Origin of the sequence: Planococcus sp. 11815, assembly GCF_051096385.1 — a bacterium.
GTDB lineage: Bacteria > Bacillota > Bacilli > Bacillales_A > Planococcaceae > Planococcus > Planococcus citreus.
Map to the genome: position 1 here is coordinate 386,258 of NZ_CP096991.1, position 24,397 is coordinate 410,654.

Annotated in this window: 26 protein-coding genes; 20 read left to right on the forward strand and 6 right to left on the reverse strand. The window is 48.5% G+C overall.

Annotated features, from left to right (window positions below):
* Positions 1–6: 6 nt before the first annotated feature.
* A complete protein-coding gene (locus tag M1Q06_RS02085) occupies positions 7–1,512 on the reverse strand; it encodes a BCCT family transporter (RefSeq protein ID WP_101189383.1) in 1,506 nt (501 codons plus the stop codon).
* Between the two features lie 300 nt (positions 1,513–1,812).
* Here M1Q06_RS02085 and M1Q06_RS02090 point away from each other — a divergent pair, with 300 nt between their 5' ends.
* From M1Q06_RS02090 to M1Q06_RS02135, 10 genes are all read left to right on the forward strand, one after another.
* Positions 1,813–2,634, forward strand: a complete 822-nt coding sequence (locus tag M1Q06_RS02090; protein ID WP_434401283.1) for a LysM peptidoglycan-binding domain-containing protein — start codon at positions 1,813–1,815, stop codon at positions 2,632–2,634.
* Between the two features lie 211 nt (positions 2,635–2,845).
* Entirely contained in the window at positions 2,846–3,601 is a 756-nt protein-coding gene (locus tag M1Q06_RS02095; RefSeq protein ID WP_434401285.1) for a gluconate 2-dehydrogenase subunit 3 family protein, read from the forward strand.
* Between the two features lie 20 nt (positions 3,602–3,621).
* A complete protein-coding gene (locus tag M1Q06_RS02100; RefSeq protein ID WP_434401287.1) occupies positions 3,622–5,334 on the forward strand; it encodes a GMC family oxidoreductase in 1,713 nt (570 codons plus the stop codon).
* A gap of 19 nt (positions 5,335–5,353) precedes the next feature.
* Positions 5,354–5,581, forward strand: a complete 228-nt coding sequence (gene tatA, locus M1Q06_RS02105; RefSeq protein WP_112232934.1) for a twin-arginine translocase TatA/TatE family subunit — start codon at positions 5,354–5,356, stop codon at positions 5,579–5,581.
* Positions 5,582–5,591: 10 nt separating this feature from the next.
* Positions 5,592–6,479: a twin-arginine translocase subunit TatC gene (tatC, locus tag M1Q06_RS02110; RefSeq protein WP_121300846.1), complete on the forward strand. Its 888-nt coding sequence runs from the start codon at positions 5,592–5,594 to the stop codon at positions 6,477–6,479.
* An 88-nt stretch (positions 6,480–6,567) separates the two neighbouring features.
* A complete protein-coding gene (locus tag M1Q06_RS02115; RefSeq protein WP_434401290.1) occupies positions 6,568–7,035 on the forward strand; it encodes a GNAT family N-acetyltransferase in 468 nt (155 codons plus the stop codon).
* 157 nt (positions 7,036–7,192) lie between these two features.
* Positions 7,193–7,699: a GrpB family protein gene (locus M1Q06_RS02120; protein ID WP_434401292.1), complete on the forward strand. Its 507-nt coding sequence runs from the start codon at positions 7,193–7,195 to the stop codon at positions 7,697–7,699.
* Entirely contained in the window at positions 7,699–8,112 is a 414-nt protein-coding gene (locus M1Q06_RS02125; protein WP_372869909.1) for an NUDIX hydrolase, read from the forward strand. The genes M1Q06_RS02120 and M1Q06_RS02125 overlap by 1 nt, the downstream gene beginning before the upstream one ends.
* Positions 8,113–8,181: 69 nt before the next feature.
* Complete coding sequence (locus M1Q06_RS02130; protein WP_167456535.1) at positions 8,182–8,358, forward strand: hypothetical protein; 177 nt, start codon at positions 8,182–8,184, stop codon at positions 8,356–8,358.
* Between the two features lie 96 nt (positions 8,359–8,454).
* A complete protein-coding gene (locus tag M1Q06_RS02135) occupies positions 8,455–9,405 on the forward strand; it encodes a magnesium transporter CorA family protein (RefSeq protein ID WP_121300849.1) in 951 nt (316 codons plus the stop codon).
* Between the two features lie 17 nt (positions 9,406–9,422).
* Here the strand turns inward: M1Q06_RS02135 and M1Q06_RS02140 are convergent, their stop codons facing one another.
* On the reverse strand, positions 9,423–9,734 hold the full coding sequence (locus M1Q06_RS02140) for a hypothetical protein (protein WP_058381919.1): 312 nt from the start codon (positions 9,732–9,734) through the stop codon (positions 9,423–9,425).
* Positions 9,735–9,832: 98 nt separating this feature from the next.
* Entirely contained in the window at positions 9,833–10,168 is a 336-nt protein-coding gene (locus M1Q06_RS02145; protein ID WP_434401296.1) for a winged helix-turn-helix transcriptional regulator, read from the reverse strand.
* A gap of 123 nt (positions 10,169–10,291) precedes the next feature.
* Between M1Q06_RS02145 and M1Q06_RS02150 the strand changes: the two genes are divergently transcribed.
* A complete protein-coding gene (locus tag M1Q06_RS02150) occupies positions 10,292–11,140 on the forward strand; it encodes a VOC family protein (protein WP_434401298.1) in 849 nt (282 codons plus the stop codon).
* Between the two features lie 40 nt (positions 11,141–11,180).
* Here M1Q06_RS02150 and M1Q06_RS02155 read toward each other — a convergent pair whose 3' ends face one another.
* Entirely contained in the window at positions 11,181–11,426 is a 246-nt protein-coding gene (locus M1Q06_RS02155; RefSeq protein ID WP_112232941.1) for a hypothetical protein, read from the reverse strand.
* Positions 11,427–11,552: 126 nt separating this feature from the next.
* Here M1Q06_RS02155 and M1Q06_RS02160 point away from each other — a divergent pair, with 126 nt between their 5' ends.
* The 3 genes from M1Q06_RS02160 to M1Q06_RS02170 all read left to right on the forward strand — a co-directional run bounded on the left by M1Q06_RS02160 (position 11,553) and on the right by M1Q06_RS02170 (position 14,816).
* On the forward strand, positions 11,553–12,623 hold the full coding sequence (locus M1Q06_RS02160) for an NAD(P)H-dependent flavin oxidoreductase (protein ID WP_434401300.1): 1,071 nt from the start codon (positions 11,553–11,555) through the stop codon (positions 12,621–12,623).
* A 70-nt stretch (positions 12,624–12,693) separates the two neighbouring features.
* Positions 12,694–13,539 carry a DUF368 domain-containing protein gene (locus M1Q06_RS02165; protein ID WP_274624388.1) on the forward strand — a complete coding sequence of 282 codons (846 nt, stop codon included), beginning with the start codon at positions 12,694–12,696 and terminating at the stop codon, positions 13,537–13,539.
* A 143-nt stretch (positions 13,540–13,682) separates the two neighbouring features.
* The gene (locus tag M1Q06_RS02170) at positions 13,683–14,816 is read left to right on the forward strand and encodes a CAP domain-containing protein (RefSeq protein WP_434401303.1); all 1,134 of its coding nucleotides are present in this window, start codon (positions 13,683–13,685) and stop codon (positions 14,814–14,816) included.
* A gap of 46 nt (positions 14,817–14,862) precedes the next feature.
* On the opposite strand, the gene M1Q06_RS02175 is transcribed toward M1Q06_RS02170, so the two are convergent.
* Positions 14,863–15,693 (reverse strand): undecaprenyl-diphosphate phosphatase, encoded by an 831-nt coding sequence (locus tag M1Q06_RS02175; RefSeq protein ID WP_434401305.1) that lies wholly within the window; start codon positions 15,691–15,693, stop codon positions 14,863–14,865.
* A 148-nt stretch (positions 15,694–15,841) separates the two neighbouring features.
* Between M1Q06_RS02175 and M1Q06_RS02180 the strand changes: the two genes are divergently transcribed.
* The 6 genes from M1Q06_RS02180 (at position 15,842) to M1Q06_RS02205 (ending at position 23,148) form a co-directional block, all read left to right on the forward strand.
* The gene (locus M1Q06_RS02180; protein WP_121300855.1) at positions 15,842–16,921 is read left to right on the forward strand and encodes an AI-2E family transporter; all 1,080 of its coding nucleotides are present in this window, start codon (positions 15,842–15,844) and stop codon (positions 16,919–16,921) included.
* Positions 16,922–17,024: 103 nt separating this feature from the next.
* Positions 17,025–17,468 (forward strand): MarR family winged helix-turn-helix transcriptional regulator, encoded by a 444-nt coding sequence (locus tag M1Q06_RS02185; protein ID WP_274624390.1) that lies wholly within the window; start codon positions 17,025–17,027, stop codon positions 17,466–17,468.
* 3 nt (positions 17,469–17,471) lie between these two features.
* Positions 17,472–20,093, forward strand: coding sequence for an MMPL family transporter (locus M1Q06_RS02190; RefSeq protein WP_434401307.1), 2,622 nt, complete (start codon positions 17,472–17,474; stop codon positions 20,091–20,093).
* Between the two features lie 378 nt (positions 20,094–20,471).
* Positions 20,472–20,924, forward strand: a complete 453-nt coding sequence (locus tag M1Q06_RS02195; RefSeq protein WP_058381909.1) for a hypothetical protein — start codon at positions 20,472–20,474, stop codon at positions 20,922–20,924.
* Positions 20,924–21,376 carry a GNAT family N-acetyltransferase gene (locus M1Q06_RS02200; protein WP_434401309.1) on the forward strand — a complete coding sequence of 151 codons (453 nt, stop codon included), beginning with the start codon at positions 20,924–20,926 and terminating at the stop codon, positions 21,374–21,376. Before M1Q06_RS02195 ends, M1Q06_RS02200 begins: the two co-directional genes overlap by 1 nt.
* A gap of 122 nt (positions 21,377–21,498) precedes the next feature.
* Entirely contained in the window at positions 21,499–23,148 is a 1,650-nt protein-coding gene (locus tag M1Q06_RS02205; RefSeq protein WP_121300859.1) for a serine hydrolase, read from the forward strand.
* Between the two features lie 897 nt (positions 23,149–24,045).
* On the opposite strand, the gene M1Q06_RS02210 is transcribed toward M1Q06_RS02205, so the two are convergent.
* Positions 24,046–24,246: a cold-shock protein gene (locus M1Q06_RS02210; protein ID WP_058381906.1), complete on the reverse strand. Its 201-nt coding sequence runs from the start codon at positions 24,244–24,246 to the stop codon at positions 24,046–24,048.
* Between the last annotated feature and the right edge of the window lie 151 nt (positions 24,247–24,397).

Here is a 24,397-nt window from a genome sequence, read left to right on the forward strand (position 1 = left end):
GTTCCATCACAAGGGATGTTTTTTCTGCTTCACTGCTACGGGGTCTTGGCTGGCCGCTTTCAGGAACGCGGCCCCCATCAGCAGGACGACGACCGAGAACGGCAAGGCAGCGATGATCAATGAATTCTGTAAGCCTTGTGTTCCGCCGCTGTAGACGACGATGGCAGCAACAGCTGACTGAATCAATCCCCAAGAGATTTTCACCAAGTTGGGCGGATTCAATAAGCCGCCGGTTGTCTGCATGCCGAGCACGAATGTCGCGGAGTCGGCAGAAGTGATGAAGAAGATAGCGACCACGAACAAAGTCAGAATCGACATGACAGTACCGAGCGGGTAATGTTGCAGGACGCCGAATGTGGCGGTTTCCAAACTGTATTCGGAAATCTTGTCAACGCCTTTTTGTTCCAAGTCCAAAGCAGAAGCCCCGAACACTGAGAAGAAAATAAAGCAAACGAGTGACGGAACGACAAGGACGCCAAGCATGAATTCCCGGACCGTACGTCCTCTTGAGATACGGGCGATGAAAATGCCGACAAATGGTGCCCAGGACACCCACCATGCCCAGTAAAAGACTGTCCAGCCATCCACCCAGGCGCGGCGGTCTGTGTTCAACGGCTCCAAATTAAAGCTCATCGACAGGAAATTGGCAAAATAGCCGCCGAGTGCATCCGTAAACATGTTCAAGATATAGAGCGTCGGGCCGACGATCAGCAGCATGCCGAGCAGGATGAATGCCAGCACCATATTGATGTTACTCAAATACTTGATACCCCGCCCGATGCCGGACCATGCGGAAATGATGAACAATATGGTGGCGACGGCAAGGATCAATAATTGAAAGGCAAAGGTATTCGGTGTGCCGAACAAAAATGACAACCCTTCGTTTATTTGCGCGGAGCCGAAGCCAAGCGTAGAAGCGACGCCGATGACCGTCGCGAAGACGGCGAGCGTATCGATCAGTTTGCCTAACCAGCCGCTCATGCGCTTTTTGCCGAACAGCGGAATGAGTGTCGCGCTGATCAGGCCGGGTGAACCGTTATGGAATTTGGCGTAAGCGAGCGATAAAGCCACAAGCCCATAAATTGCCCAAGCGTGAATGCCCCAATGGAAAAACGAAAACTGCATCGCTTCCTTGACGGCTTCATCAGAACCCAGGTCAGAACGCGGTGCGCTGATAAAGGCATGTGAAATGGGCTCGGCAGTCGTCCAAAAAACGAGCCCCATGCCCATTCCGGCAGAAAACAACATCGCAAACCAGGAAATCAGGCTGAATTCCGGCTCGTCGCCGGCTTTTCCGAGCTTGATATTGGAAAATCTCGAAAAAATCAAATAAAGACAAAAGATGAGGATAACAAAAACGGAAGCTAGATAATACCAGCCGAAAGTGGATGAAATCCAGGAAGTGAGCGCACCTGTCTGCGCTTGGAAGTTTTCAGGCACGAAAAATCCCCAGGCGACCATGGCCAGGCAGATGGCGATCGAAATCCAAAAGACGATCGTGACATTTTTCAAATGAGTTCCTCCTAAACTGAAAGCTATGCTTCCCCAGATGAATAAAGCTGTAATTAGTTATTCCCCAACAAAGGGAGGCTAATCCATCCTATCGTTATTAATAGAAGAAAAAAAGAGGAGAGGGGCAAAAAAGGCCTTATATCAACTTAAAAGAAAGAATGTTCTGATTTATTACAGCCTGTCATAATTATAAGGATGCCGTAATGTAATTGTTAAGTTGGAACTGTCGTCCTGTCATGTTCTTGAAATGCGCACGTGTTAAGCTGTGTCTTGTGTTAGTGAAAAGGAGGAATTTCAATTATGAAAAAGCAAATCGTTACACTAACGGCCATCGCAGCATTAAGTGTAGGCGCAGCAACTACAGCAAGCGCTAATTCATCGTATACAGTCCAATCAGGTGACACTCTTTGGGGAATCTCACAAGAAAAGAACGTTTCAGTGCAAAACCTTAAAAACTGGAATGACTTGTCTTCTGACTTGATCTTCCCGAACGAAACGCTTTCGGTTGAAGGAAAAGAACAGGCATCTAAGAAATCATCGAACTCATCATCTACCTATACAGTTAAAAGCGGCGACACTTTGTTCAAGATCGCTTCCGCTCACGGAATCTCATTGGATCAATTGATGAGCTGGAACAACATCTCCGGCCACATGATCTACCCTGGACAAGAATTCGCAGTTAAAGGCGCCGCAGCAAAAGCGGCAGCACCTGCACCAGCAGCACCGGCAGCAAAAGCTCCGGCTAAAGAAGCACCAAAATCAACTCAAGCAGCACCAACACCTGCAAGTGCACCAGCAGCAGCTAAACCAGCAGCAGCTTCTACACAATCAGGTAAAGAAATGACAGTATCCGCAACAGCTTACACAGCTTATTGCGCGGGCTGCTCAGGAGTTACACGTACAGGAATCGACTTGCGTTCGAACCCGAACCAAAAAGTCATCGCAGTTGACCCATCCGTTATCCCACTCGGTTCAAAAGTATGGGTTGAAGGATACGGAACAGCAATCGCTGGCGACACTGGCGGAGCAATCAAAGGCAACAAGATCGACGTCTTCATCCCAACTCAAGGCGAAGCTTTGAACTGGGGACGTAAAAACGTAACAATTAAAATTCTAGACTAATATTTATATAAGCTACAAAGCCGAGGTGACCATTCCCTCGGCCTTTTTTTATGTCTGCCTTTGCACCTATGCAAAGGCTTTTTTTTGTTAACTATGACTTTTTTTAATGAATAGTCAGAAATCTATTGAAATCAAAGTTAGGAGGCATATAATGTGGGGTATAGTTATTAAGTGTTTATAATTTTTATACCTATTAAAGGAGGCGCATGAGATGGCAGAGAAGAAGAATGTTTCCAGACGCGATTTCCTGAAGACGTCAGGGATCGCGGCAGGCGCTCTCGTCGGTGGAGGAATCATAGGTGGAGTGATTGGGGCAAATACACGTCAGGATACAGCAGCTCCAAGCGGCGGTGAAGCTGGCCAAAGCGGCGGGGCAGAAACGACCGAAGCGGTACGTGGTTTGCAATTTTTCAAGAACCAACAGGAGTTTGCGGTATTGCAGCAAGCGACCGAACGTATTTTCCCGGAAGATGATTTGGGGCCAGGCGCAATCGGTCTTGGTGTTCCATTTTTTATCGATCACCAGCTTGCAGGCAGCTACGGCGAGAATTCGAGGGAGTATATGCAGCCGCCATTTGAAGAAGGTGAAACGACTCAGGGCTATCAAAGCCGCCTGAAGCGCAATGAGTTGTTCAGACAAGGCTTGCAGAAAATGCAGCAGGAAGCGCAAAGCCGCTTCGAAGCGAATTTCGTCGATTTAGAAGGCGAGCAGATGGATGAAATTTTGACAGCTTTCCAGGATGACGAAGTGGAAATGCAGGGGACTAGCGCCCAATTCTTTTTCCGCCTTCTGCGGCAGGCGACATTGAACGGCGCATACGCCGATCCGATTTACGGAGGCAACCAAAACATGGAAGCGTGGCGCATGAAAGGGTTCCCTGGCCACCGTCCGTCTTATATCAATGAAATCGAAAGCGAAGACTTTGTGGAAATGGATCCGCATTCAGTAGGAGACATGCTGAGCTAAATTAAGAAGGGGGATTACGTATGGCGACGACGTTAGATAAAGTAGATGTAGTGACAGTAGGGGTCGGTTGGACCGGCGGAATTATCGCTGCTGAATGTGCTAAAGAAGGCTTGAAAGTTATGGGGCTCGAACGCGGGCAAGAGCGTTCGACTGCTGATTACTCGATGGTTCATGATGAATACCGCTATGCTATCCGTTATGAATTGATGCAGGATTTGTCGAAAGAAACGATTACATTCCGCAACTCCAGAAACCAGAAAGCATTGCCGATGCGTCAATTAGGTTCTTTCCTTCTAGGAGAAGGTCTTGGAGGCGCAGGGACTCACTGGAACGGGCAAACTTGGCGATTTTTGCCGTATGATTTTGAAATCAAGTCCATGACGGATGCGAAATATGGTGCCAATAAGCTGCCTCCAGAATACACTTTGCAGGATTGGGGCATCACGTATGATGAACTGGAGCCTTATTTCGATAAATTCGAAAAAACAGCAGGTATTTCGGGTGAAGACAAAAACCCATTCTGGGGCAAACGCTCTTCAGATTATCCAACGCCGCCAATGAAGAAAACGCCTTTACTGTCGAAGTTTGAGACTGCCACTAGCAATCTCGGCTATACGCCGTTCATGATGCCTTCTGCAAACTTATCGGAAGCGTATGAAAACCCTGACGGCCAGCAAATCGCTGCTTGCCAGTATTGTGGATTCTGTGAACGTTTCGGTTGTGAGTACGGCGCAAAGACATCACCTGAAATTACGGTCGTTCCGGCGGCTCGTGCCACTGGCAACTACGACATCCGCTTCGGGGCCAACGTAGTGGAAGTATTGAAAGAAGGCGATCGTGTAACGGGCGTCCGCTTCATCGATACAGTAACTTTTGAAGAATTTATTCAGCCGGCGGAAGTCGTCGTATTGACAAGCTATGTTATGAACAACGCCAAGCTTTTGATGGTTTCGGAAATTGGCGAAATGTACGATCCCGAAACAGGTCAAGGTTCACTCGGGAAAAACTATGCATACCAAATCCTTCCAGGTGCTTCAGGCTTTTTCGAGGATCAGATGAATGTCTTTATGGGAGCGGGAGCGCTTGGCATGACCATAGATGATTTCAATGGCGATGCTTTCGACCATAGCGATCTCGACTTTATTCACGGAGGCAGTATTTCCATGACTCAAACCGGTTCACGTCCGATCGCTTCAAACCCGCTGCCTCCCGATACGCCAGCTTGGGGGGCGGATTTCAAGAAAGCATCCATCGAGAACTATACCCGGACATTGTCAGTTGGCTCACAGGGCGCATCAATACCGCACCGCGACAATTACTTGACGCTTGATGGCACGTACAAGGATATTTATGGAATGCCGCTCTTGCAATTGACTTACAACTTTACAGACCAGGACCGTGCATTGCATAAATACATCACGGAAAGAACTTCTGAAATCATGCAGGAAATGGGCGCGAAAACGGTCGTCGGCAGATCACCGATTTCCGATTACGACATTGTCCCGTATCAAACGACACATAATACAGGCGGTACCATTATGGGGGGAGACCCCGCAACAAGTGTTGTGAACAATTACCTACAGCATTGGGATATGGAAAACCTATTTGTTGTAGGTGCCGGAAACTTCGCGCACAACGGCGGCTATAACCCTAACGGTACAGTAGGAGCACTTGCATATCGCTGTGCAGAAGGCGTCATCAAGTACAGCCAAGAAGGCGGTTCTTTAGTTTAATTCGTGAGGAGGAAAAGATATGGGTGGAATAGCTTCAATCGGTGTACCAGGCTTGATCATCATTTTGGTCATCGTGTTGATTATTTTCGGTCCGAAGAAACTGCCGGAAATCGGTGGGGCTGTCGGCAAGACTTTCGCAGAATTTAAACGTTCGACGAAAGGGCTAATGGACGATGATGATGAAGACGATAAAGATAAAAAAGACAAAAAAGAAACAGCAGAAACGAATAAAACCGAAAGTTTATGAAGGTGGTTAAATGGATCCGTACGGAGAAAACAATCTGATCAGTCCCTTGCATAAGAAAAAGGCGAGCGAAGATCCGGCGGGACAGGCAAAGCAGAAAGCTGACTCCGGAACGGAACATGAGACCGGAGGCGCGCCGAAAGAGCCGAATCCGGGAGGGGGCCAAAAACCCCCTGAAGAGCCGGAAGACAGAGTGGAGACCTTAGTCGACCATCTGGGGGACTTGCGGAAGCAATTAATTAAAAGTGCCATAGTCTTCCTATTCTTCCTATTGCTCGTCTTTTCCACGCTGAATTTCTGGTTTCCTTATGTGGTGAAAGGCAATGAGCTGGTGATTCTCGGCCCGCTCGAAGTCGTGAAATTCTATACGTCGATTTCCGCCACGATGGCGCTCGGCTTGTCGCTGCCGTTTTTGATCCATTTCATCTGGCAGTTCGTCAAACCGGGACTTGAAGAAACCGAAGCGAGATTTCTCGGCTTGTATTCACCGGTTATGCTGTTATTGTTTGTATTCGGTGTCGCTTTCGGCTATTTTATTGTCAACCCGTTGAGCTATCAATTCCTGATCGGCCTAGGGGCAGCGAATTTTGATGTAATGATTTCGGCAAACGAGTATGTTCATTTCTTGATCATGACCACGATTCCACTTGGCTTACTATTCGAAATGCCTATCTTGGCATTGTTCTTGTCATCGATCGGTGTCTTGACGTCTGGATCGATGAAGAAAGTCCGGAAATGGTCGTATCTTGGCTTAGCGATTGTTTCCGCCCTGATCACGCCTCCGGACTTTCTTAGCCAGCTGCTGGTTTTAGTTCCGATGGCAGGGCTTTATGAAGCCAGTATTTATGTGGTGAAGAAAATGGAAGCACGGAACGAACGCATGGAAGATACGACTGTATAATGGAAGAAAAAAGGGCTGCCCAAAACATCATGATATGATTTGGGCCAGCCCTTTTCCTGTAGTGCTTACTAAAAAGGAGGACATGAAAATGCCGATGGAAATCAGAGAAATCGAAGACTTGCGCGAAGTGGATGCCATGGATCTTGTGGAGGAAAGTGAATCTGAAGGATACCGTTTCCTGAGGAGGCTTGTCGATCAGTACGAGGACGGAAGCAATCGCTTCGACCAACAAGGCGAAGTGTTGTATGGCATGTTCGATCCGCATGGTAAATTGGTGGCAATCGGCGGGCTGAATAGGGATCCTTATTCCACGAAAGAAGGCATAGGCAGGCTGCGGCGCCTTTACATTGCGGAAGCTGTGAGAAGAGAAGGGATCGGGACGAAATTGCTGCAAGCGATCATCGATTTTGCCAAGGGGCAGTTCAGTGAACTCGTGGTGCGGACGGATTCCGCTTCAGCAGATGCCTTTTACCGTGCTAACGGATTCTCGGGCGACGTCGGTTTGCCGGACGTTACGCATCGGCTCGTTTTGGAACAGCACGCCGCAAAAAAATAGGGTGAATTTCCTCATTACCTGTTTTTGAAATCATTCTTTAAATTTAACGAATGGGTAAATTCCCGTTTGCTGTATCACCTTTTCTTGTACAATGGGAGTCGAAGGGCTGCCATTTGGGGAAAGGTGATTTTTTGAGTTGCATCGGAGGTGAAAGAGAATGCGCAAAGTGACCGTAATTGCATATGACGAGGGGTGGCCGGCTGAGTTTGAAAATGCCGCAGCAGAACTCCATGGAATGCTTGAATCCGACTGCCTGGATGTGCAGCACATTGGCAGTACCGCGGTACCAGGCCTTGCTGCCAAGCCGGTGATTGATTTGCTCGTGATCGTTTCCGATATAGAAGCCTTAGACCGCTTTGAAGAGGATTTCCGACACCTTGGTTATCAGTCAAAAGGTGAAAACGGGCTGCAGGGGAGGCGTTATTATGAACGTGGCGGCAATGAACGTACGCACCACGTCCATTGTTATGGACAGGGGAATCCTGAAGTTTTTCGCCATCTGGCATTCCGTGATTTTTTGAAAGCGAATCCGCAAGTGGCAGCAGCGTATGGTGAATTAAAGATAAAGTTAGCGCAACAATATCCTTTGGACATCGAACAATACATAAATGGAAAACAGGCGATGGTCCAGGGAATTGAAAAAAAGGCGATTGGAGAGATTTGATGGAAATGGCAAACTGGAAAGGCGCTGCTGGCGTCTGTGTAAATGAACGGGACGAAATTTTATTGGTGCTCATGAAAGCACCCGAAGAAGATAGCAAATGGTCGGTTCCTGCAAGCGGCATGGAAGCGGGCGAAACACTTGAGCAATGCTGTGAGCGTGAATTCGAGGAAGTGACGGGATTGACGGTCAAAGCAGGAGAAATCTTAAAAACGCGGGACGGTAATTATGAAAATGCTGCCGTGTCATTTGATTTGCATTATTTTCGTGTTGAAGTGACAGGCGGCGAACTAACCATCCCGAAAGATGATTTTTTGATTGAAGATATCGCTTGGAAATCTATCGATGAAATTGAAAAGATCGATCTTGCCTACCCGGATGATTTGGAGCTTTTCAAATCGCTTGTTACAGCTTGAGTTCAGAAGGATTTAAAAAATGAGGCTGGGGTAAAGAACAACAAACAAAGTTATCGGGAGGGCGATCGCATGGATAAGGAACGGAAATACAAAGAGGGCGAGAAACTGCTGCCGGATGTGGAACCGGGCCGCCATCAGCCGCCGGATAAAGAATTGAATCCCATGCCGGACAGGGAGTTGGAATACGAAGAAAACTCCAACGAAAAATACCGGGACCAGACACCGGATGACAAGCAGAATGACTAGATCAACCGGCCGCTTACAATAGAGCGGCATTTTTTTCATGTGATTTAGATAAGGTAGGTTTCGAAACCTGTTCATCAGGAAGAAAGGGGGAGGCCTATGCCGCGGCATCAATTTGCGAATGCAGTGTGGCAAGAAGAGAATGCGATGGAAGCAGCGGACTTTCGCCAATTGCTGACAGATAATCCGAAATTGCAGCAATGGATCGATCAATCGAAAAGCTTAACCGTCAATATTCTTCATGCCGACACTTCCCAAAACGGCGAGGAGGTCTTATGGGGTTCATTGATTTATAAACAAAGTCGCCATGCGCGAGATGCGCAGGATGTCTTTCACTTTTATGTGTCACCAGAACTATTGGTGACCAGTACGCTCGACTTCGAGGAAGACTTGGATATGCCAAGGCATTTGATGATTCAACAAATGGAAGTTGCAGAATCGCCGATCGAAGTGATGATGATCCTACTCTGGGGCATGGTCGGTTCGGTGTTGCATAAAATCGACGGGTTTGAAGAGCGTCTTCATCACTTGCTATGGAATATCAAAGAGCATAATAACCGCAAAACGCTAGAAAGCATCGAGGAAGTACGGCACGAAATCTTGTTATGGAAGCATTTGATCATGGGGTTCCGGGAAATTAGCATGGCAATTGAAGAGACCTTCGGTGGCGATATCCATGAAGGTAGAGAGTATAAGCGGACCGCTAAGCGGATTGATCGCTGTGTCATGCTCGTTGAATCTTATGAAGATGAAATCAGGAACATGGTCGATATGGAAAATGTCGTCGCCAATTACCGAGGCAATGAAATCGTTAAAACCTTGACTGTCCTGACGACTTTATTTACTCCAGTTATGGCGTGGGGCGCTTTATGGGGCATGAATTTCCGTATAATGCCGGAGCTTGATTTAAGATACGGCTATGTAATGTCGATTGCTGTCATCTTGATTTCTACATTTATGCTTTATTTGTACTTCAAGCAAAAAGGCTGGACGGGCGATATTCTCCGTTCGATTGACAATAAAGGCAAACCGAAACAAAGGCAGGACTGATTTCAGTCCTGCCTTTGTCATTTCGGTTTGTCTTTTTTCAGTTCCTCGAGCAGTTCGGTGTAGCGATGCAAGTCACGGTCGTCGTATTTGCCAATATAATTGATCAGCATTTCCTCGACATCCCGCCGTTGACGTTCGGCTGCGATGAGTTTTTCTTTCATCGACTTCTGCTTCCAAAGGATCGTATCTTCCACATCTTCCATTTTGTTGAGCATATCGATTTCTGCGAGCAGTACCAATGCGGCGTTCTTTTTCTCTTCGTACTTCTTTAATGCCTTGTCAATTTTCCGCGTGTCGTTCTCATAGGTCATATTGGAATACATCGACATACGCATACGCCTCCTCCGCCATTTATACTTTTACATTAACAGATATTAGAATATTCTGTCTATGGCAATGGGCAAAAAGATAGCGGAAATCCTCCTCCTCATGGAGTACTTTCCGCCGTCTCTGCAGGCTCTATCCAATTTTGTGACCAGCGCTCGATTTCCTTCATGACCGGCTGCAGCGAGGCGCCTTTTTCAGTCAACGAATATTCGATCCTAACGGGGGTCTCGGGGTGAACGGTGCGTTCGACCAAGCCGTCTCCTTCTAGGTTTTTTAGCCGTTCTGACAGGAGGCGGCCGCTAATTCCGATTTCTTCCGTTAATTGGCCGAAGCGTTTGGGCTCGTCCATCAATTGATGGATGATCAAGCCTGTCCAGCGCTGTCCCAATAAGGAGATAGCTGCTTCAAACCGTGGGCAAATTTCCTGGCTTTTCATGTTCACCGCTCCTTTTTCTTCATAATAGCATATCTGTATAGGAATGAAAAAACAGATGACTTGACGTAACTGGGTTATTAAAATATAATCAGTTACAAATAGTAAGTAGATGGAGGAGTTATAATGAATTTTCATCAAAAGCCTGTAAGCTATGTAGAAAGCTTGACCTTGAAAGTATTGGATTTGCCGGAAATGAGCCGTTTCTATACGGAAGTGTTGGGGTTTGAAACCATCGAAGAAAAGGAAAACGAGACGGTTCTCGGGGTAGGCGGGGAAGAGATCCTGACGCTCCAATCCGCGCCCGAGTTCAAGGCGAAAGCCGGTCGCTTTGCCGGATTGTATCACTTCGCGGTACTATTGCCGGACCGGAAAGAACTCGGCAAAATATTGCTCCATCTTCATGAGCAACGGATTCCGATCGGTTCTTCCGATCATCAAGTAAGCGAAGCGTTGTACCTATCGGATCCAGAGGGCAATGGCATTGAAATTTACCGCGACCGTGAACCCGGTGAATGGGAATGGCGCGGAGATCAGGTTCACATGACGGTCGATCCGCTCGATGTCCAGGAAGTTGCACAAGCATCAAATGGCGAAAAATGGAGCGGCATGCCGGCGGGCACGGTGCTCGGGCACATCCATCTCCACGTGTCGGATCTCCAGGCAGCGCACGACTTCTATACCGGTGCGATCGGCTTCGGCTTGGTCGCAAACCTCGGCAATCAAGCGCTATTTGTCTCGGATGGAAACTATCACCATCATATCGGATTGAATATCTGGAATGGCACAGGCATTCCGGTCCTGCCGGATCAGACGGCAGGTCTTGGGCATTATGTCATCCGTGTCGCAGATGAACAAGCACAACAGGCCATGCGTGACCGCTTGCAGGCATACGGCGCTGAGGTTCGCATGGAAGGGGCAACGCTCGAAACCGCTGACCCATCCGGCAACCGAATCCGCATTTTAACCGCATAAGAAAATCCCTGGGACTTGGTGTCTCGGGGATTTTTTTGCATTAAGGTGCAGGGCATGAAGCGGATGCATCCGCGTATAATAAGGTTTGTGTAGAACGTCCAGGCGCAACGGCTTGTTGGACGTTGCCCGTTTGTTCGGGCATTACGTGATCTCTTGTTTCCGTATAAGCCTGGAGCCGCTCCTGGTTTTGCCAGTCTTCAAAAGGTTCATTGTAAAAGCCCAAAAGGATCAATCCGCAAAATGCGGCAATCAACGTGATGCCAAGTAACGAAAGGAAGCCTTTCATGATTCAATCCCGCCTTCTCATAGATGCTGATATTTAGAACGCAGACCGTTCGGAAAAGGTTCCCGGTTGAAGAAATCCCAAAGACTGGGATACTGATAGGTAAGACTGTGAAAGGGAGGGGTAAGCATGATTTCATTGAATACAGACATTTGCCGATTGCTCGGGATTGAGTATCCGATCATTCAGGCAGGAATGGCAGGGGGGCCGACCACCGCCGAACTAGTGGCGGAAGTTTCGGATGCAGGCGGCTTGGGAACGCTCGGTGCTGCCTATTTGACACCTGAAAAGCTGCGGGAGGATATTTCGGAAATACGCAAACGGACTAACAAGCCATTTGCCGTCAATTTGTTTGCACCTGTGCCAAAAGATGATTTCTCACGCATCGATGAAGTGAAACAAGCGCTGCAGCCAATCTACAAGGAACTTGCGATTGAAGAGCAAAACGCTGAATACCGCTCTTCAGATCATGGGCAAGAATTGTTTCGCATTTGTCTGGAAATGAACGTACCAATCATTAGCACGGCGTTCGGTTCGCTGCCGCCTGAACATATGGCTTCTGCCAAAGCACAAGGCGTTACCGTCATCACCATGGCGACGACTGTCGGCGAAGCGATGGAAGCGCAAGACAAAGGAGCCGACGCTATCGTAGCACAAGGCAGTGAAGCAGGAGGGCATCGGGGCAGCTTTTCATTTGACCAGCATCCGATGGGCGCACAAGTCGGCTTGATGGCATTGCTTCCACAAGTCGCAGATGCTGTGGACGTGCCGGTGATTGCGGCTGGCGGCATCGCAGACGGGCGCGGGCTGGTAGCGGCGCTCGCGCTCGGCGCACAAGCCGTTCAGGTCGGAACGCGCTTTGTTGGAGCGAAGGAATCGGGTGCGCATAAGGCGTATAAACAAGCGATCTTTGACAGCGATGAGGAAAGCACTGTCGTGACCAAAAGTTTCTCGGGGCGACCAGCGCGCGGAATTAAAAATCGTTTCATCGAACAATTCGAATCCACGGGAACCCAGCCGCTGCCATTTCCGTCCCATAATACAGTGACGAAAGAAATTCGGGGGGCTGCGGCAAAAGCCGACAATCCGGAATTTATGTCGTTATGGGCAGGCCAGGCAACAGGGGCAATGACGCAGGAAGAAGGCGCGGCGGAAATCGTCTCTTCCATGATGGATCAGGCACGTGCGCTCTTGCGGTAATTCGGCTCGAGTTTCCTGTTTCTGCGTGCTATACTGTTAAAAGTGATTTTGAAACGAGGAGATTGAACGAATGGAATGGAAAAATATATACCGCGGTATTTTGATGGGCATCAGCGATTTGATTCCGGGAGTCAGCGGCGGAACGATTGCCTTTATTCTTGGGATTTATGATCGCCTGCTTGAATCAATCAGCGGCTTTTTCAGCCGCGAATGGAAAAAACAGCTAGGCTTTCTCGTGCCTCTTGGCATAGGGATTGTCATCACCTTATTATTGTTCAGCCGATTTATCGAATTTTTGCTGGAAAACCATTACGAAGCGACGCAATTTTTCTTCATGGGGTTAATCCTCGGGGTCTTGCCTTATATCATGAAGCAAGCGGAAGTGAAAAAGAATTTTACGGCACGCCATTTGGTCATCTTGCTGGTCATCGGTGCAGCGCTTGCTTCCATGGCATTTATCCAGACCGATGATAATGTAGCGCCGATTACGGAACTGAGCCTGCCAACGTTCTTCCTGCTATTTTTCTCTGGCTGGATCGCGAGCATGGCGATGCTATTGCCTGGCATCAGTGGCTCGTTCATCTTGTTGTTGATCGGTGTTTATTCGACGGCCATCAACGCTTTGTCGACATTGAATTTGCCGATCGTCTTGGCAATCGGTGCCGGCGTCATGGTCGGGTTTGTCGTCTCAAGTAAAGCGATCAGCTATTTGCTGGAGCATTTTACGTATGTGACGTATGCGGCCATCATCGGCTTGATCCTTGGCTCGCTATTTGTCGTATTCCCTGGCTTTGCGGCCGATCCGATGACTTTAGTGACTAGCCTGATCACATTTACGATTGGCTTATTGTTTACGCTTTGGTTCAGTTCACCGAAGAAAACCGATATTACGAGCGAACACAATGTGGAAGCTTAACAAATGAAAATGGCAAAGCGGACAGTGAAAAGCACTCCTTTTCCTGTCCGCTTTTGGTATTTATTTAAGGGAAAAAGTAAAAAAGGCTTTTTGCTTTCCGGATTACGCTTTTGCGATTACACTGAAATGAAGAGAAAGAGGTGATGCGTGTGCGGAAATTGTTTGGCATCCTGTTGCTCATAGTCTTGTTGTTTTTCACCCGCCCGGTATGGGAGGCGTCTGTCGAAGAATATGTCGACCTGGGCTTTTTGGACTCGGTGGATGAAGTGATCGGAAATGTAACAGCTGACACGGATGTTTCCAAAGCGCTCGATGAAGCCAAATATTTCACGACGCGCATCAGCCATCAACTGCAGGCAATGGTAACAGAAAGCTCAGCCGCCTTGCCTGAAGCTGTCGCAAAACCAGAGCTATCCGATACGGATTCCATGGTGGCGGTCCATAATGTCACGCTTGGCATGAGCAAGGAGCAAGCCCAGCAAAAGCTCGGCTTGCCGTTGCGTCTAATGGAAAATGAATACGGAACCGATTGGCATAGCTACCATCAGGATTACCAGAATTATGTGTTGTTGTCTTACGATGAGAACGGAGAGGTCAACGGCATGTTTACCAACCAGGATCTCATCTCTTCGACAGAAGGCTTCTCGATGGATTCGACCAAAGCACAAGTACGTGAGTTGTTCGGGACACCGCTGACGAGCCTGCAAAAAGGGCGTGTGCAATATATTCTGGATTCGCGCGATGAGTACGATTTGTTTGAAACAGCGGATTCCTATACAACGGTTTTTTATGACGTTCACGAAGGGGATACGGTCACGGCGGTCCAAGTCATCGACAAGGATTTGGAAGAGCAGCGTGGCGAGATTTATGCGGAGCCGTCAGCGGAAGTGAAGGAAGGCTATGAATTTTTATTGTTCGAGCTAACCAATTCAGCGAGAATCCAGCGTGAGTTGCCGCTCTTGAAATGGGATGGTGAAACGATGGAGACGGCGCGTGACCATAGCCAGGAAATGGCTGAAGAGCGTTATTTCAGCCATACCAACCCAGATGGCCAATCACCTTTTGACCGCATGAAAGAAGATGGCATCACTTTCTTTATCGCCGGCGAAAACTTGGCATATGGGCAGTATAGCGCCGTCTTCGCCCACGAAGGGCTTATGAACTCGATGGGCCACCGGGAAAACATCGTCAAGCCCGACTTCGGCTATCTTGGTGTCGGCGTCGCCTTCAACTCAGACAAGCAGCCGTATTTCACGGCAAACTTCTTTAATCGCTAAGCAAAAATCCCTCTATTGCATTTGCGCAATAGAGGGATTTTTTTAATTAGTTCAACAAGAACCAAGCGAGCACGACGAGCGGCCCGACGATAAAGCAGTAGATCGCAAAATACTTCAGCTGGCCTTTTGCCATGATGTTCATGAACCATTTCAGCGAGAAGTACGAAGCGACGAGAGAGCCGATAAATGCCATGATATACGGCACCGCCATCGTCGACAAATTATCATCATTAATGATGTCGGTGATGCTAAGCACAGCCCCGCCCAAGCTGACTGGGATGAACAGCAGGAAGGAGAAGCGCAATGCTGTCTCTTGGTTAATGCCCCGTGCCATAGCGGCAACAATCGTGGCACCGCTGCGGCTGATGCCCGGGATCAAAGCGACAGCCTGTGCGCCGCCGATGATCCAGGCATCTTTCATTGTCATATTGCCGTCTTTGCGTTGGCCGCGCATATTGCGGATCAGCCAAAGGGCAAGACCGGTGATGACCAAGGTGACGCCGACCGTGACGATCGTCGAGAGGTAGGAGTCAATCGTATCCTGGAATAAGACGCCGATGATGCCTGCCGGGATGGTCGCGACGACCAAATAAACGATGAACATGAAATCGCGCCGCGTTTCCGGCGTTTTTTCTTTGAAGAATTTCAAGCCGTTAATGACCAGCCGTTTAATGTCTTCGCGGTAAATGATCAAGACGGCAATCAGGGAGGCGCTATTGACGAGCAAAGCAAAAGTCGAATTGCTTCCCTCGATTTCCACATCGAGAAAATACTGTGCAATCAGCAAGTGGCCGCTCGAAGAAATCGGGATCGGTTCCGTAAGCCCTTGGAATAGTCCGAGCAGCAAAAATTTAATGGTAAGCCATAATTGTTCCATCTGTATGTATCCTCCAAATTCTATTCATTCTCATATCTACAGTCATAAGACGCGCAGTGCTTAAAAAAGTTCACACTACACAAAAACATATAATACCATATAATCGTGATAAACTGGGTATACACATGGAAGAAAGGAAGTGTAATAGGTGACAAATAAATTATGGTTTCAAGCAGGCGTCGGAATCATCCTGACACTGGTCATCATTCGTTTATTCATCGAAGTCCAAGGGATTTTCGACCCGTTATTTATCATTGCGGGAACGATTTTCGTGCCGCTGCTTCTCGGGGGCGTCTTGTTTTATTTAACGCGTCCGTTGCTGTACTTTTTGGAGAACCGCAAATTCCCGAAATGGGCCGCCATCTTAACTATCGTCCTCTTGATTGTTTTGGTCTTTTATCTATTATTTGCAATGGTTGGGCCGATGGTAACCAAGCAAGTCAACTCGCTTGTTGACAACGCGCCGGGCATTATCAATGACGTTGAAGATTATACGCAGTATCTGCTGGCCCAGCGCGACCGCTTGCCGGATTCACTAGAAGAGCAGATTAATGATCTGAGCGGCCAAATCGGCGACCGCATCGGTGATATCGGAAGTTGGATTGTGTCGTTCCTCACGAGCTTTATTTCGGGGCTGTTTACACTGATTCTTGTGCCGTTCTTCCTGATTTATCTATTGATTGACCACCGGAAGTTCATCCCGTTCATTTCTGGATTCTTCAGCGGGCAGCGCAAGCTATGGGTCATCAAGACACTCAAGGACATCGATCACACATTGCAGTCCTATATCCAAGGCCAGCTGTTCGTCAGCTTTTTGGTCGGTATCATGCTACTGATCGGCTATTTTATTATCGACCTAGACTATGCACTGTTATTGGCAATCATCGGCATGGCAACGAACGTCATCCCGTTTCTTGGGCCGTATATCGCCGTTGTGCCGGCCATCATTATCGCGCTCGTACAAGAGCCAATTATGGCAGTTTATGTCGCCATCATCATGTTGGTCGCCCAGCAGATCGAAAGCAATTTCATCACCCCGAACGTCATGGGCAATGCACTCGACGTCCACCCGCTGACAGTCATCACATTGATTCTTGCAGCTGGGAACATCGCGGGCATTTGGGGCATTATCTTGGCGATCCCGTTTTACGCGGTCGTGAAAACGATCATCAAAAACATTTACGCAAGGCGCCAGGAAATCCGCTCGACCGCCACAAGAGAAGTATAAGGGAAAACCCGCAGCCCAGGCTGCGGGTTTTTCTTATGGCGAATTGCTTGACGGTAAATGGTTTACCCCCTAAACTACTATTAGTTGAGGGGGTAAACCATTTATGGATATGCGCATTAAAGAAGCGGTCGAATTGTTTCAGGAAGTATTATTTTACGGAACGGAGCGCGTCATCCGTTCGGTGGACAATCCGTTATGGGAAGAGTTTTCCCCTGAGCAGATGCAGTCGCTGAAATTGATTGGCAAAGAAGGCCAAATCACATCGGCAAGACTTGCGGTGCTGCAGGGTGTACATAAAAGCGCCGTCTCGAACCGCACGAAAAAACTATTGCAAAAAGAATTGATTCAAGTCGTCCAAACCGCAGACCGGCGGGAAAAGCTGCTTGAATTGACCGATGCCGGAAAATCGGTCCTCGAGGAGTCAGATAAAGTTCTGGCGGAGTACTTGGAAAAACTGATGTCGGAACAAGTGGACGACCAGGAAATCGATCAATTCTTGGTGATTTTCAGAAAGCTCAGCGCAATCATGAAAACGGATGGAGTGTAAGGGATGCAAACGATACTGAAATTAAAATGGCCGATCATGATCGGGCTCATCGTATTGACGGCGGCATTGTTTTTAGTGGCGCCAAACTTAACGGAACAAGCGGAAGAAGCAGGTTCGTTCCAATTGTCCGAACAAGCGGACTCGCAGCGTGGGGCTGCCATTTTGGAATCGGCTGATGTATCGGGGCAGACCATTTCATTGGTGATCGAATTGGAGTCGGAACTCGATGAAACAAGCGAACAGCAGATCGCGGACATGAGAGCGGAAATCGAAGCGTTCGGCGATCCGGTGACGACCGTATTGGATCCATTTGAAAATGAAGAACTGGAAGCGCAATTGGTTGCGGAAGATCGCCAGACGGTCTTGCTTCCGGTATCAATTGAAGGAACGGACGAAGAAGCGGCGGCACTCGCGGATGAAATCCGTGAAACGATTGTGCCGGACGATTTAACTGTCTACTTGACGGGTGAGGCGATCATCAACCAAGACGTCAATACTAGCGCGCAGGAAGGCCTGAAGAAAACAGAAATCATTACCGTGATTTTGATTTTCGGCTTGCTGCTGGCGGTATTCCGTTCGTTTATCACGCCAATCATCCCGCTTGTGGCGGTCGGTCTCAGCTATTTGCTCAGCCAATCGCTCGTGGCATTTTTCATCGATTGGTTCGGCTTCCCGGTATCGAATTACACGCAGATTTTCCTGGTGGCGATTCTGTTCGGTCTCGGGACCGATTACTGCATCTTGCTGCTCAGCCGTTATAAAGAAGAACTGACAGAAGGAAAAGATGTGCAAGAAGCGATTCTGAATACGTACCGGACGGCAGGGAAGACTTTGTTCATCAGTGGATTCTCCGGTTTTATCGCATTTGCGGCTATCGGTTTTGCGGAATTCCCGATTTTCAAATCGGCCGTTGCTGTCGCAGTCGGCATCGCCGTCCTCCTTGTCGTGCTGTTTACCGTCATGCCGTTTTTTATGGCGGTGCTAAAAGACAAGCTGTTCTGGCCAAGCAAGGGCTCAGCTTCACATAAAGACAGCAAATTGTGGATTTGGATCGGTAAATTGTCCGTTAACCGTCCACTTTGGTCGATGCTGCTGGTGGCGGCCATTACGGTTCCTTTGTTGTTCTCCTATAATAATGACCTTTCATTTAATACAGTAGACGAAATCAGTTCGGATTATGAATCGGTGAAAGGCCTCGATGCCATTGAATCGGCATTCGGCGCAGGCAATACGATGCCGGTGCAAGTCGTCATCAAAGGTGAAGAGAGCTTAACGGCAGAAGAAACGATTCCGTATCTGGATGCCTTGGCGCAGGATATGGAAAAAGTTGAAGGTGTCGACATGGTTCGTGCCATTACGCGCCCTACCGGTTCGGTGATTGATGAATTTTTCGTCGATCATCAGCTGGGCCTTATTGCAGAAGGGCTTGAAGAAGCGAATGCCGGAATTGGCGAAGTCCAGTCCGGCCTTGGTGAAATTGAAACGAACCTGGAAACGATCAGTGGACAGGCAGGAGGCGCTGGCCTTCGCGAGGCAGCTGCAGGCTTGTCGCAAGTGAACGGGCAGCTTGAACAGATTTCGGGCGGCCTCCAGCAGACCGGCAATATTGAACAGACAGTCGGTGCACTTGCTCAAGTGAATGCGGGACTTTCAGAGATCGAACAAGGCCTAAACGGCGGAGCTGGCCAATATGATGAATTGGCTGCTGGCATCGGGGAACTTGCGCAAGGCGTCGGCGCTTCATCAGACGGCCTTACGGAAATCAGCGACGGCTTGACTGAAATCGCCGACACGCTCGCAGGCATCAGCGATAGCGAAGCGGTGCGCGGCACAGGCATTTATCTGCCTGAAGGCACTTTGGAACAAGAAGAGTTCGAATCGCTGCTTGATCAGTATGCATTTGCCGATGGCGAAGGCATGTTGATGGAAGTCGTGCTCGAAGAAGATCCCTATTCCCCGGAAGCGATTGACATCGTCACGAATTTGAAAGAAGCGGCTGAGAGAAGCATTAACGGCACGCCTCTTGAAGATGTGGACATCGCATACGGCGGGGTGCCAAGCATCAATAGCGACTTGAAGGACATCTCCGAGAGTGACTTTACGCGTACGGTCAGTATTATGCTCATCAGTTTGTTCGTGGTATTGGCAGTGCTGTTGCGTTCTTTCATCATGCCGCTGTTCATGATCGGCTCTCTCTTATTGACCTATTACAGTTCGATTGCGATCACCGAGTTGATTTTCGTCGGATGGCTCGGTTATGACGGCATCACATGGGCCGTTCCGTTCTTTGGCTTCGTCATGCTCGTCTCGCTCGGCATCGATTACTCGATCTTCCTGCTCGATCGCTACCGTGAAGAAGCCTTAACGGCGGCAGACTTCTCGAAAGCGATGCACCGGTCGATGGCGAAAATGGGAACGGTCATCATCACGGCCGCCATTTTGCTCGCCGGAACGTTCGGCGCGATGCTGCCATCTGGAGTACTCAGCCTGATGCAGATCGCAGCAATCGTCATCACGGGCTTGCTGCTTTATGGCTTGATCGTCTTGCCGCTGCTCGTGCCGGCAATTACCGTTTCATTTGCGGGCGGCGCTTGGTGGCCATTCGGATTGAAAAAGAAAAAATAAGTTTTAAGGGCTGCCTTATAATTACCTTGAAATGTCCGGAGAAAAAGAAGTCCTTTTTCTTCGGATATTTTATTTGTATGTTCGTGTTCGTCCACTCTCTTCAATTCAGAACATGGGATGGGAATGGAGACGGCGAATAAATGAACGAAGTGGAACTGAGTTCATTTATTTGCGATGCTTGAACATAGCGAAAGTTGAGCAACGACATTACGCGCCAGCTGCATGATCCAACATCCTGTGAGCTAGAGCGCGTCCGTCGAAATGGACACCACTCATTTCTTATGGGCAATCCTTTTTCTATTATTTCGCAAACGGCGAAGCATGCCGTATGCATGTTATACTGAAGTCAGAAATCCAAAGAAGAAATGGGGATGTCCAGTGCTGACATTTGAGCAAAAACTAGAAGTGATCGAAGCGTTTCCGGAACTGACACGAAAAGAAGTATCGATGAAACGAGTTAACTTCCAATTTGAAGAAAGCCTCTATGATAAGAAAAACGTGGTCTATCATCTTCACCCGAACGGCAACGGTTTTGTCTTCGTCGGTGATTTGCCGCAATACGAAGCGGACAACCGCGGCTTGGTCAACATCCGTGATTTTTCAGCGAGCCAGTTGCGCAGCATCATCGCCGATTCGATCGATTATTTGGGCCAGGAACCAGAACCCCCTTATGACAAGCGGTGGACCAATAGAGAAGGTGAAAAACTCGACCTTGTCTACGAAGAGCCTTTCTGGAATATCTACACTGGTAAAAACCTCGAAGAAAGTTTCGGCACTTTCGATGACGCTGAAGATTATCTGCTCGACCAAGGATTCAGCGAGCGAAAATAATGAACATCCGAAAACTGGGAATGCACGAGGAATTGCCGATGGGGCTGTTGCTGGAAGCGGATCCGTCTGAGCAGCTAGTCCGCAGCTATTGTACTGGCGGCCATTGCTTTATCGCCGAACAGCAGGAAACCGTCATGGGTGTGTTCGTCTTGACTGCGCTGGATTCGGATGCCGCTGAAATCAAAAACATTGCCCTCGCTGAGTCTGAGCGCGGCAAAGGTCTTGGCAAGCGCTTAGTGTTTTTGGCGCTCGAAGAAGCGAAAAAGCTCGGTTTCTCGGCTGTCGAGATCGGCACCGGAAATTCGAGTTTGGCGCAATTGGCGCTCTACCAGAAATGCGGCTTCCGCATGAAATCGGTTGACCGGGACTTTTTCACCCGCCATTATGAAGAGCCGATTTTTGAAAATGGCTTGCAATGCCGGGATATGGTCCGGCTCGATTATCGGTGGTAACAGGCGAATGCAGCAGATGCATTCGCTTTTTTTGTCTTTAAATGTCAAAAGGCCGGCTTGGATGCGACGAAAAAGAGGAAAATTCTGACCATTTTCGGTATGCTGAGAGAAGAGGTGAGGACATGTTCAAGAAAGTGATACTGTACACAAACCGTTTGGATGAAATGAAAGGATTTTATGAATACCAGTTGGGCTTCCGGATTGTTGAAGAAGACGACACGAGCTTTGCGCTTTCAATCGGCACGTCCGTTTTGGAATTCCGCCAGTCGGACAGTGCGTCTTTTTACCATTATGCGATCAATATTCCAGGCAACCAGTTCAGTTTGGCCAAATTCTGGGCGCGTGCGCGCGTTGAGCTGAACCGCCAGGAAGGGATGGACGAAATCTATTATTCGAATTTCAATTCCGATGCCTTCTATTTTCAGGATCCTGCCGGCAATATCGTTGAGTTTATCGGACGGCGCCACGTCGACATCATGGATGATTTCACAATCGATTCCTTACTCGACATCAGTGAAGTCGGCATCGTTTCGCCATATGTCAAGGAAGTGGGCGAGTCATTGGAACGGATGGAAATTCCCGTACGCGGCAATAAAGGGATCGATCCGACAACGCTGAATTTCCTCGGCAAAGATCCCCATTTTCTGGTGCTCGTACCGCCAAAACGTACGTGGTTCTTCTCTAAACTGAAAAGCGAAACGCATCCGTTGGCAATCGAACTTGCGGACGGGCGGATGATCGAGATCGATGCGGAAGGGCATATGGTGCAAAAGCAAGCAGATAATCCGGTTTCCGACTTAATGGAATCGGCCTCATTTTCAGGGACTGCACATATGGCCGGCAATGAAAATTGGTCGCTTGCCAAAGGATTCGCGAACCGTGCGGACGAACGGCCGATTGCTGTCGACAGCCGCTTCGGCATCGCGTCCGGCAGCAAGATCTTTACAGCCGTCGCTGTGTTGCAATTGGTGGAGCAAAGCAAGCTCGAACTTTCAGCGAAGCTGTCAGAGCTATTGCCGAAGACCTTCCCGAATTTCAACGCTACGGTTCACCAACTGTTGTGCCATACATCAGGCCTTCCTGATTACTTCGACGAAGAGGCGATGGATGACTTCGAACAATTATGGCAAGAGATTCCGATGTACCGGATGGAGACGCCAGCTGATTTTGTTCCATTATTCCGCGACTTGCCGCCTGTCGAAGAACCGGGGGCGCGTTTCCGATATAATAATGCGGGCTATATCGCACTCGGCCTGATCATCGAGCAAGTGACTGGCGAAGAATTCGCCGATTACGTCGAGCGGGAAGTGTTGGCGAAAGCGGATATGTCGGACTCGGGTTATTTCCGTCTGGATCGTTTGCCGAAAAATACGGCGTATGGATATATTGAGGAAGACGGCTCCTGGCGCACGAACCAATACGCGATTCCAGTTCGCGGTGGAGCGGACGGAGGCGCCTTCGTCACGGCAGGGGACATGGCGAAATTCTGGAACCGGCTGATGGACGGGTCTTTATTGTCTGAAGAGATGAAAAACCACCTGCTGACGGTCCAGGCACAAGAAGGCGAACAGGCTTACGGCTACGGTGTGTGGATCGATAAGCAAGAAGCGGAGATGGTGAAGTATCATGTAATGGGGTACGACCCTGGCGTGAATTTCCGCTCGGGCTATTATCCACAGCAAAAATCCATCGTTACTGTATTGTCAAATACCGGGGAAGGCGCGTATGATATAGTGAAAGCCATTGAACGCGAGAAAAAACTGAGAGGGTGAGTCGATGGACGGAAAAAAACTGGCCATGAGCGTAGTGGTCGGAACGCTCCTGTTGGTCGCGATCATTTTCCTGGTCTTCCAATTGTATTTCATCATGAATTAAAAAAAGCTGCCATTGGGCAGCTTTTTTCTTTGTGACTGATGAAATACGGGAGGGAAGTGAGTGGAGAAAGTTTGTACTATTCGACTGCGTTGCAGGAAGCTCGCAGGGTGCGGGTCATGCAGCTGATGCGACAGGAACTGTTAGTTAGAAAGAAGAGATTTGAAAAGCTTCCGCTTTTCGACTGCGTTGCAGGGGAGCTGCTTGCCGTGGGGCGGGTGTTGAGCCAACGTGCCAAAAGCGCGGCACGTTTGTCTCGCCAGCCCGCGCGGTCCCACAGGCGTCAGCCTCCCTTCCACTCCGTCTCTAGTTTTAGAAGGAAGAGTATTTCTTCTATCCGCTCGACTGAAAATGTGGAAATGCTTCATACTTTGTAGCTCATATCATTTGGAACAAGAGAAGGCGATAGTGAGTACTAGTTTCACCACAAGCTTCTTGACTCAAATGCTATAGGACTAGATGCTTCATCGCAGGAAGCGATTTCCCCGCTAGCCGGCAACAAGTTACAGAAGCAGAACTGACTAAACGTACCCGAATCAATGGAATTTCACAGCCGCCAAGCGTAAAGGGGTGAGCCGACGCAATAAGACAGGTGCTTTTCCTGGCTTATTGCAAGAGGCCAACCCAAAGCAGGGCGGCGAATACTAAAGCGACGCTTACATCAACATGCCGGAACATTTCCATACACAAAAACTCGCTATCTCACCTAAAGAATGCGCTCCATTGCATGCATATATTTTTAGACAATAAAAAATGGACTCTTCCGAAGAAGAGCCCATTGAAAGTTTAAGGGTTAATTAAGCTTTTGATACGTTAGTAGCTTGAAGACCGCGTTGGCCTTGCTCGATGTCAAAAGTAACTTCTTGACCTTCGTCAAGAGTTTTGAATCCTTCGCTTTGGATAGCTGAGAAGTGTACGAATACGTCGTCTCCGCCTTCGCGCTCGATGAAGCCGAATCCTTTTTCTGAGTTAAACCATTTTACTTTACCTTGTTCCATGTGTGTTTCCTCCTCGTATGCTAATGCATACATTGTATTACTATCCTTGCTCAAATCCTTCAGATAAAATCTGATACTTAATGAAAAGCCATCGAACAAAAATAATTCTTCCTTAGAATAGCACGGTACTCTTTGGAATGCAAGGGTTAAG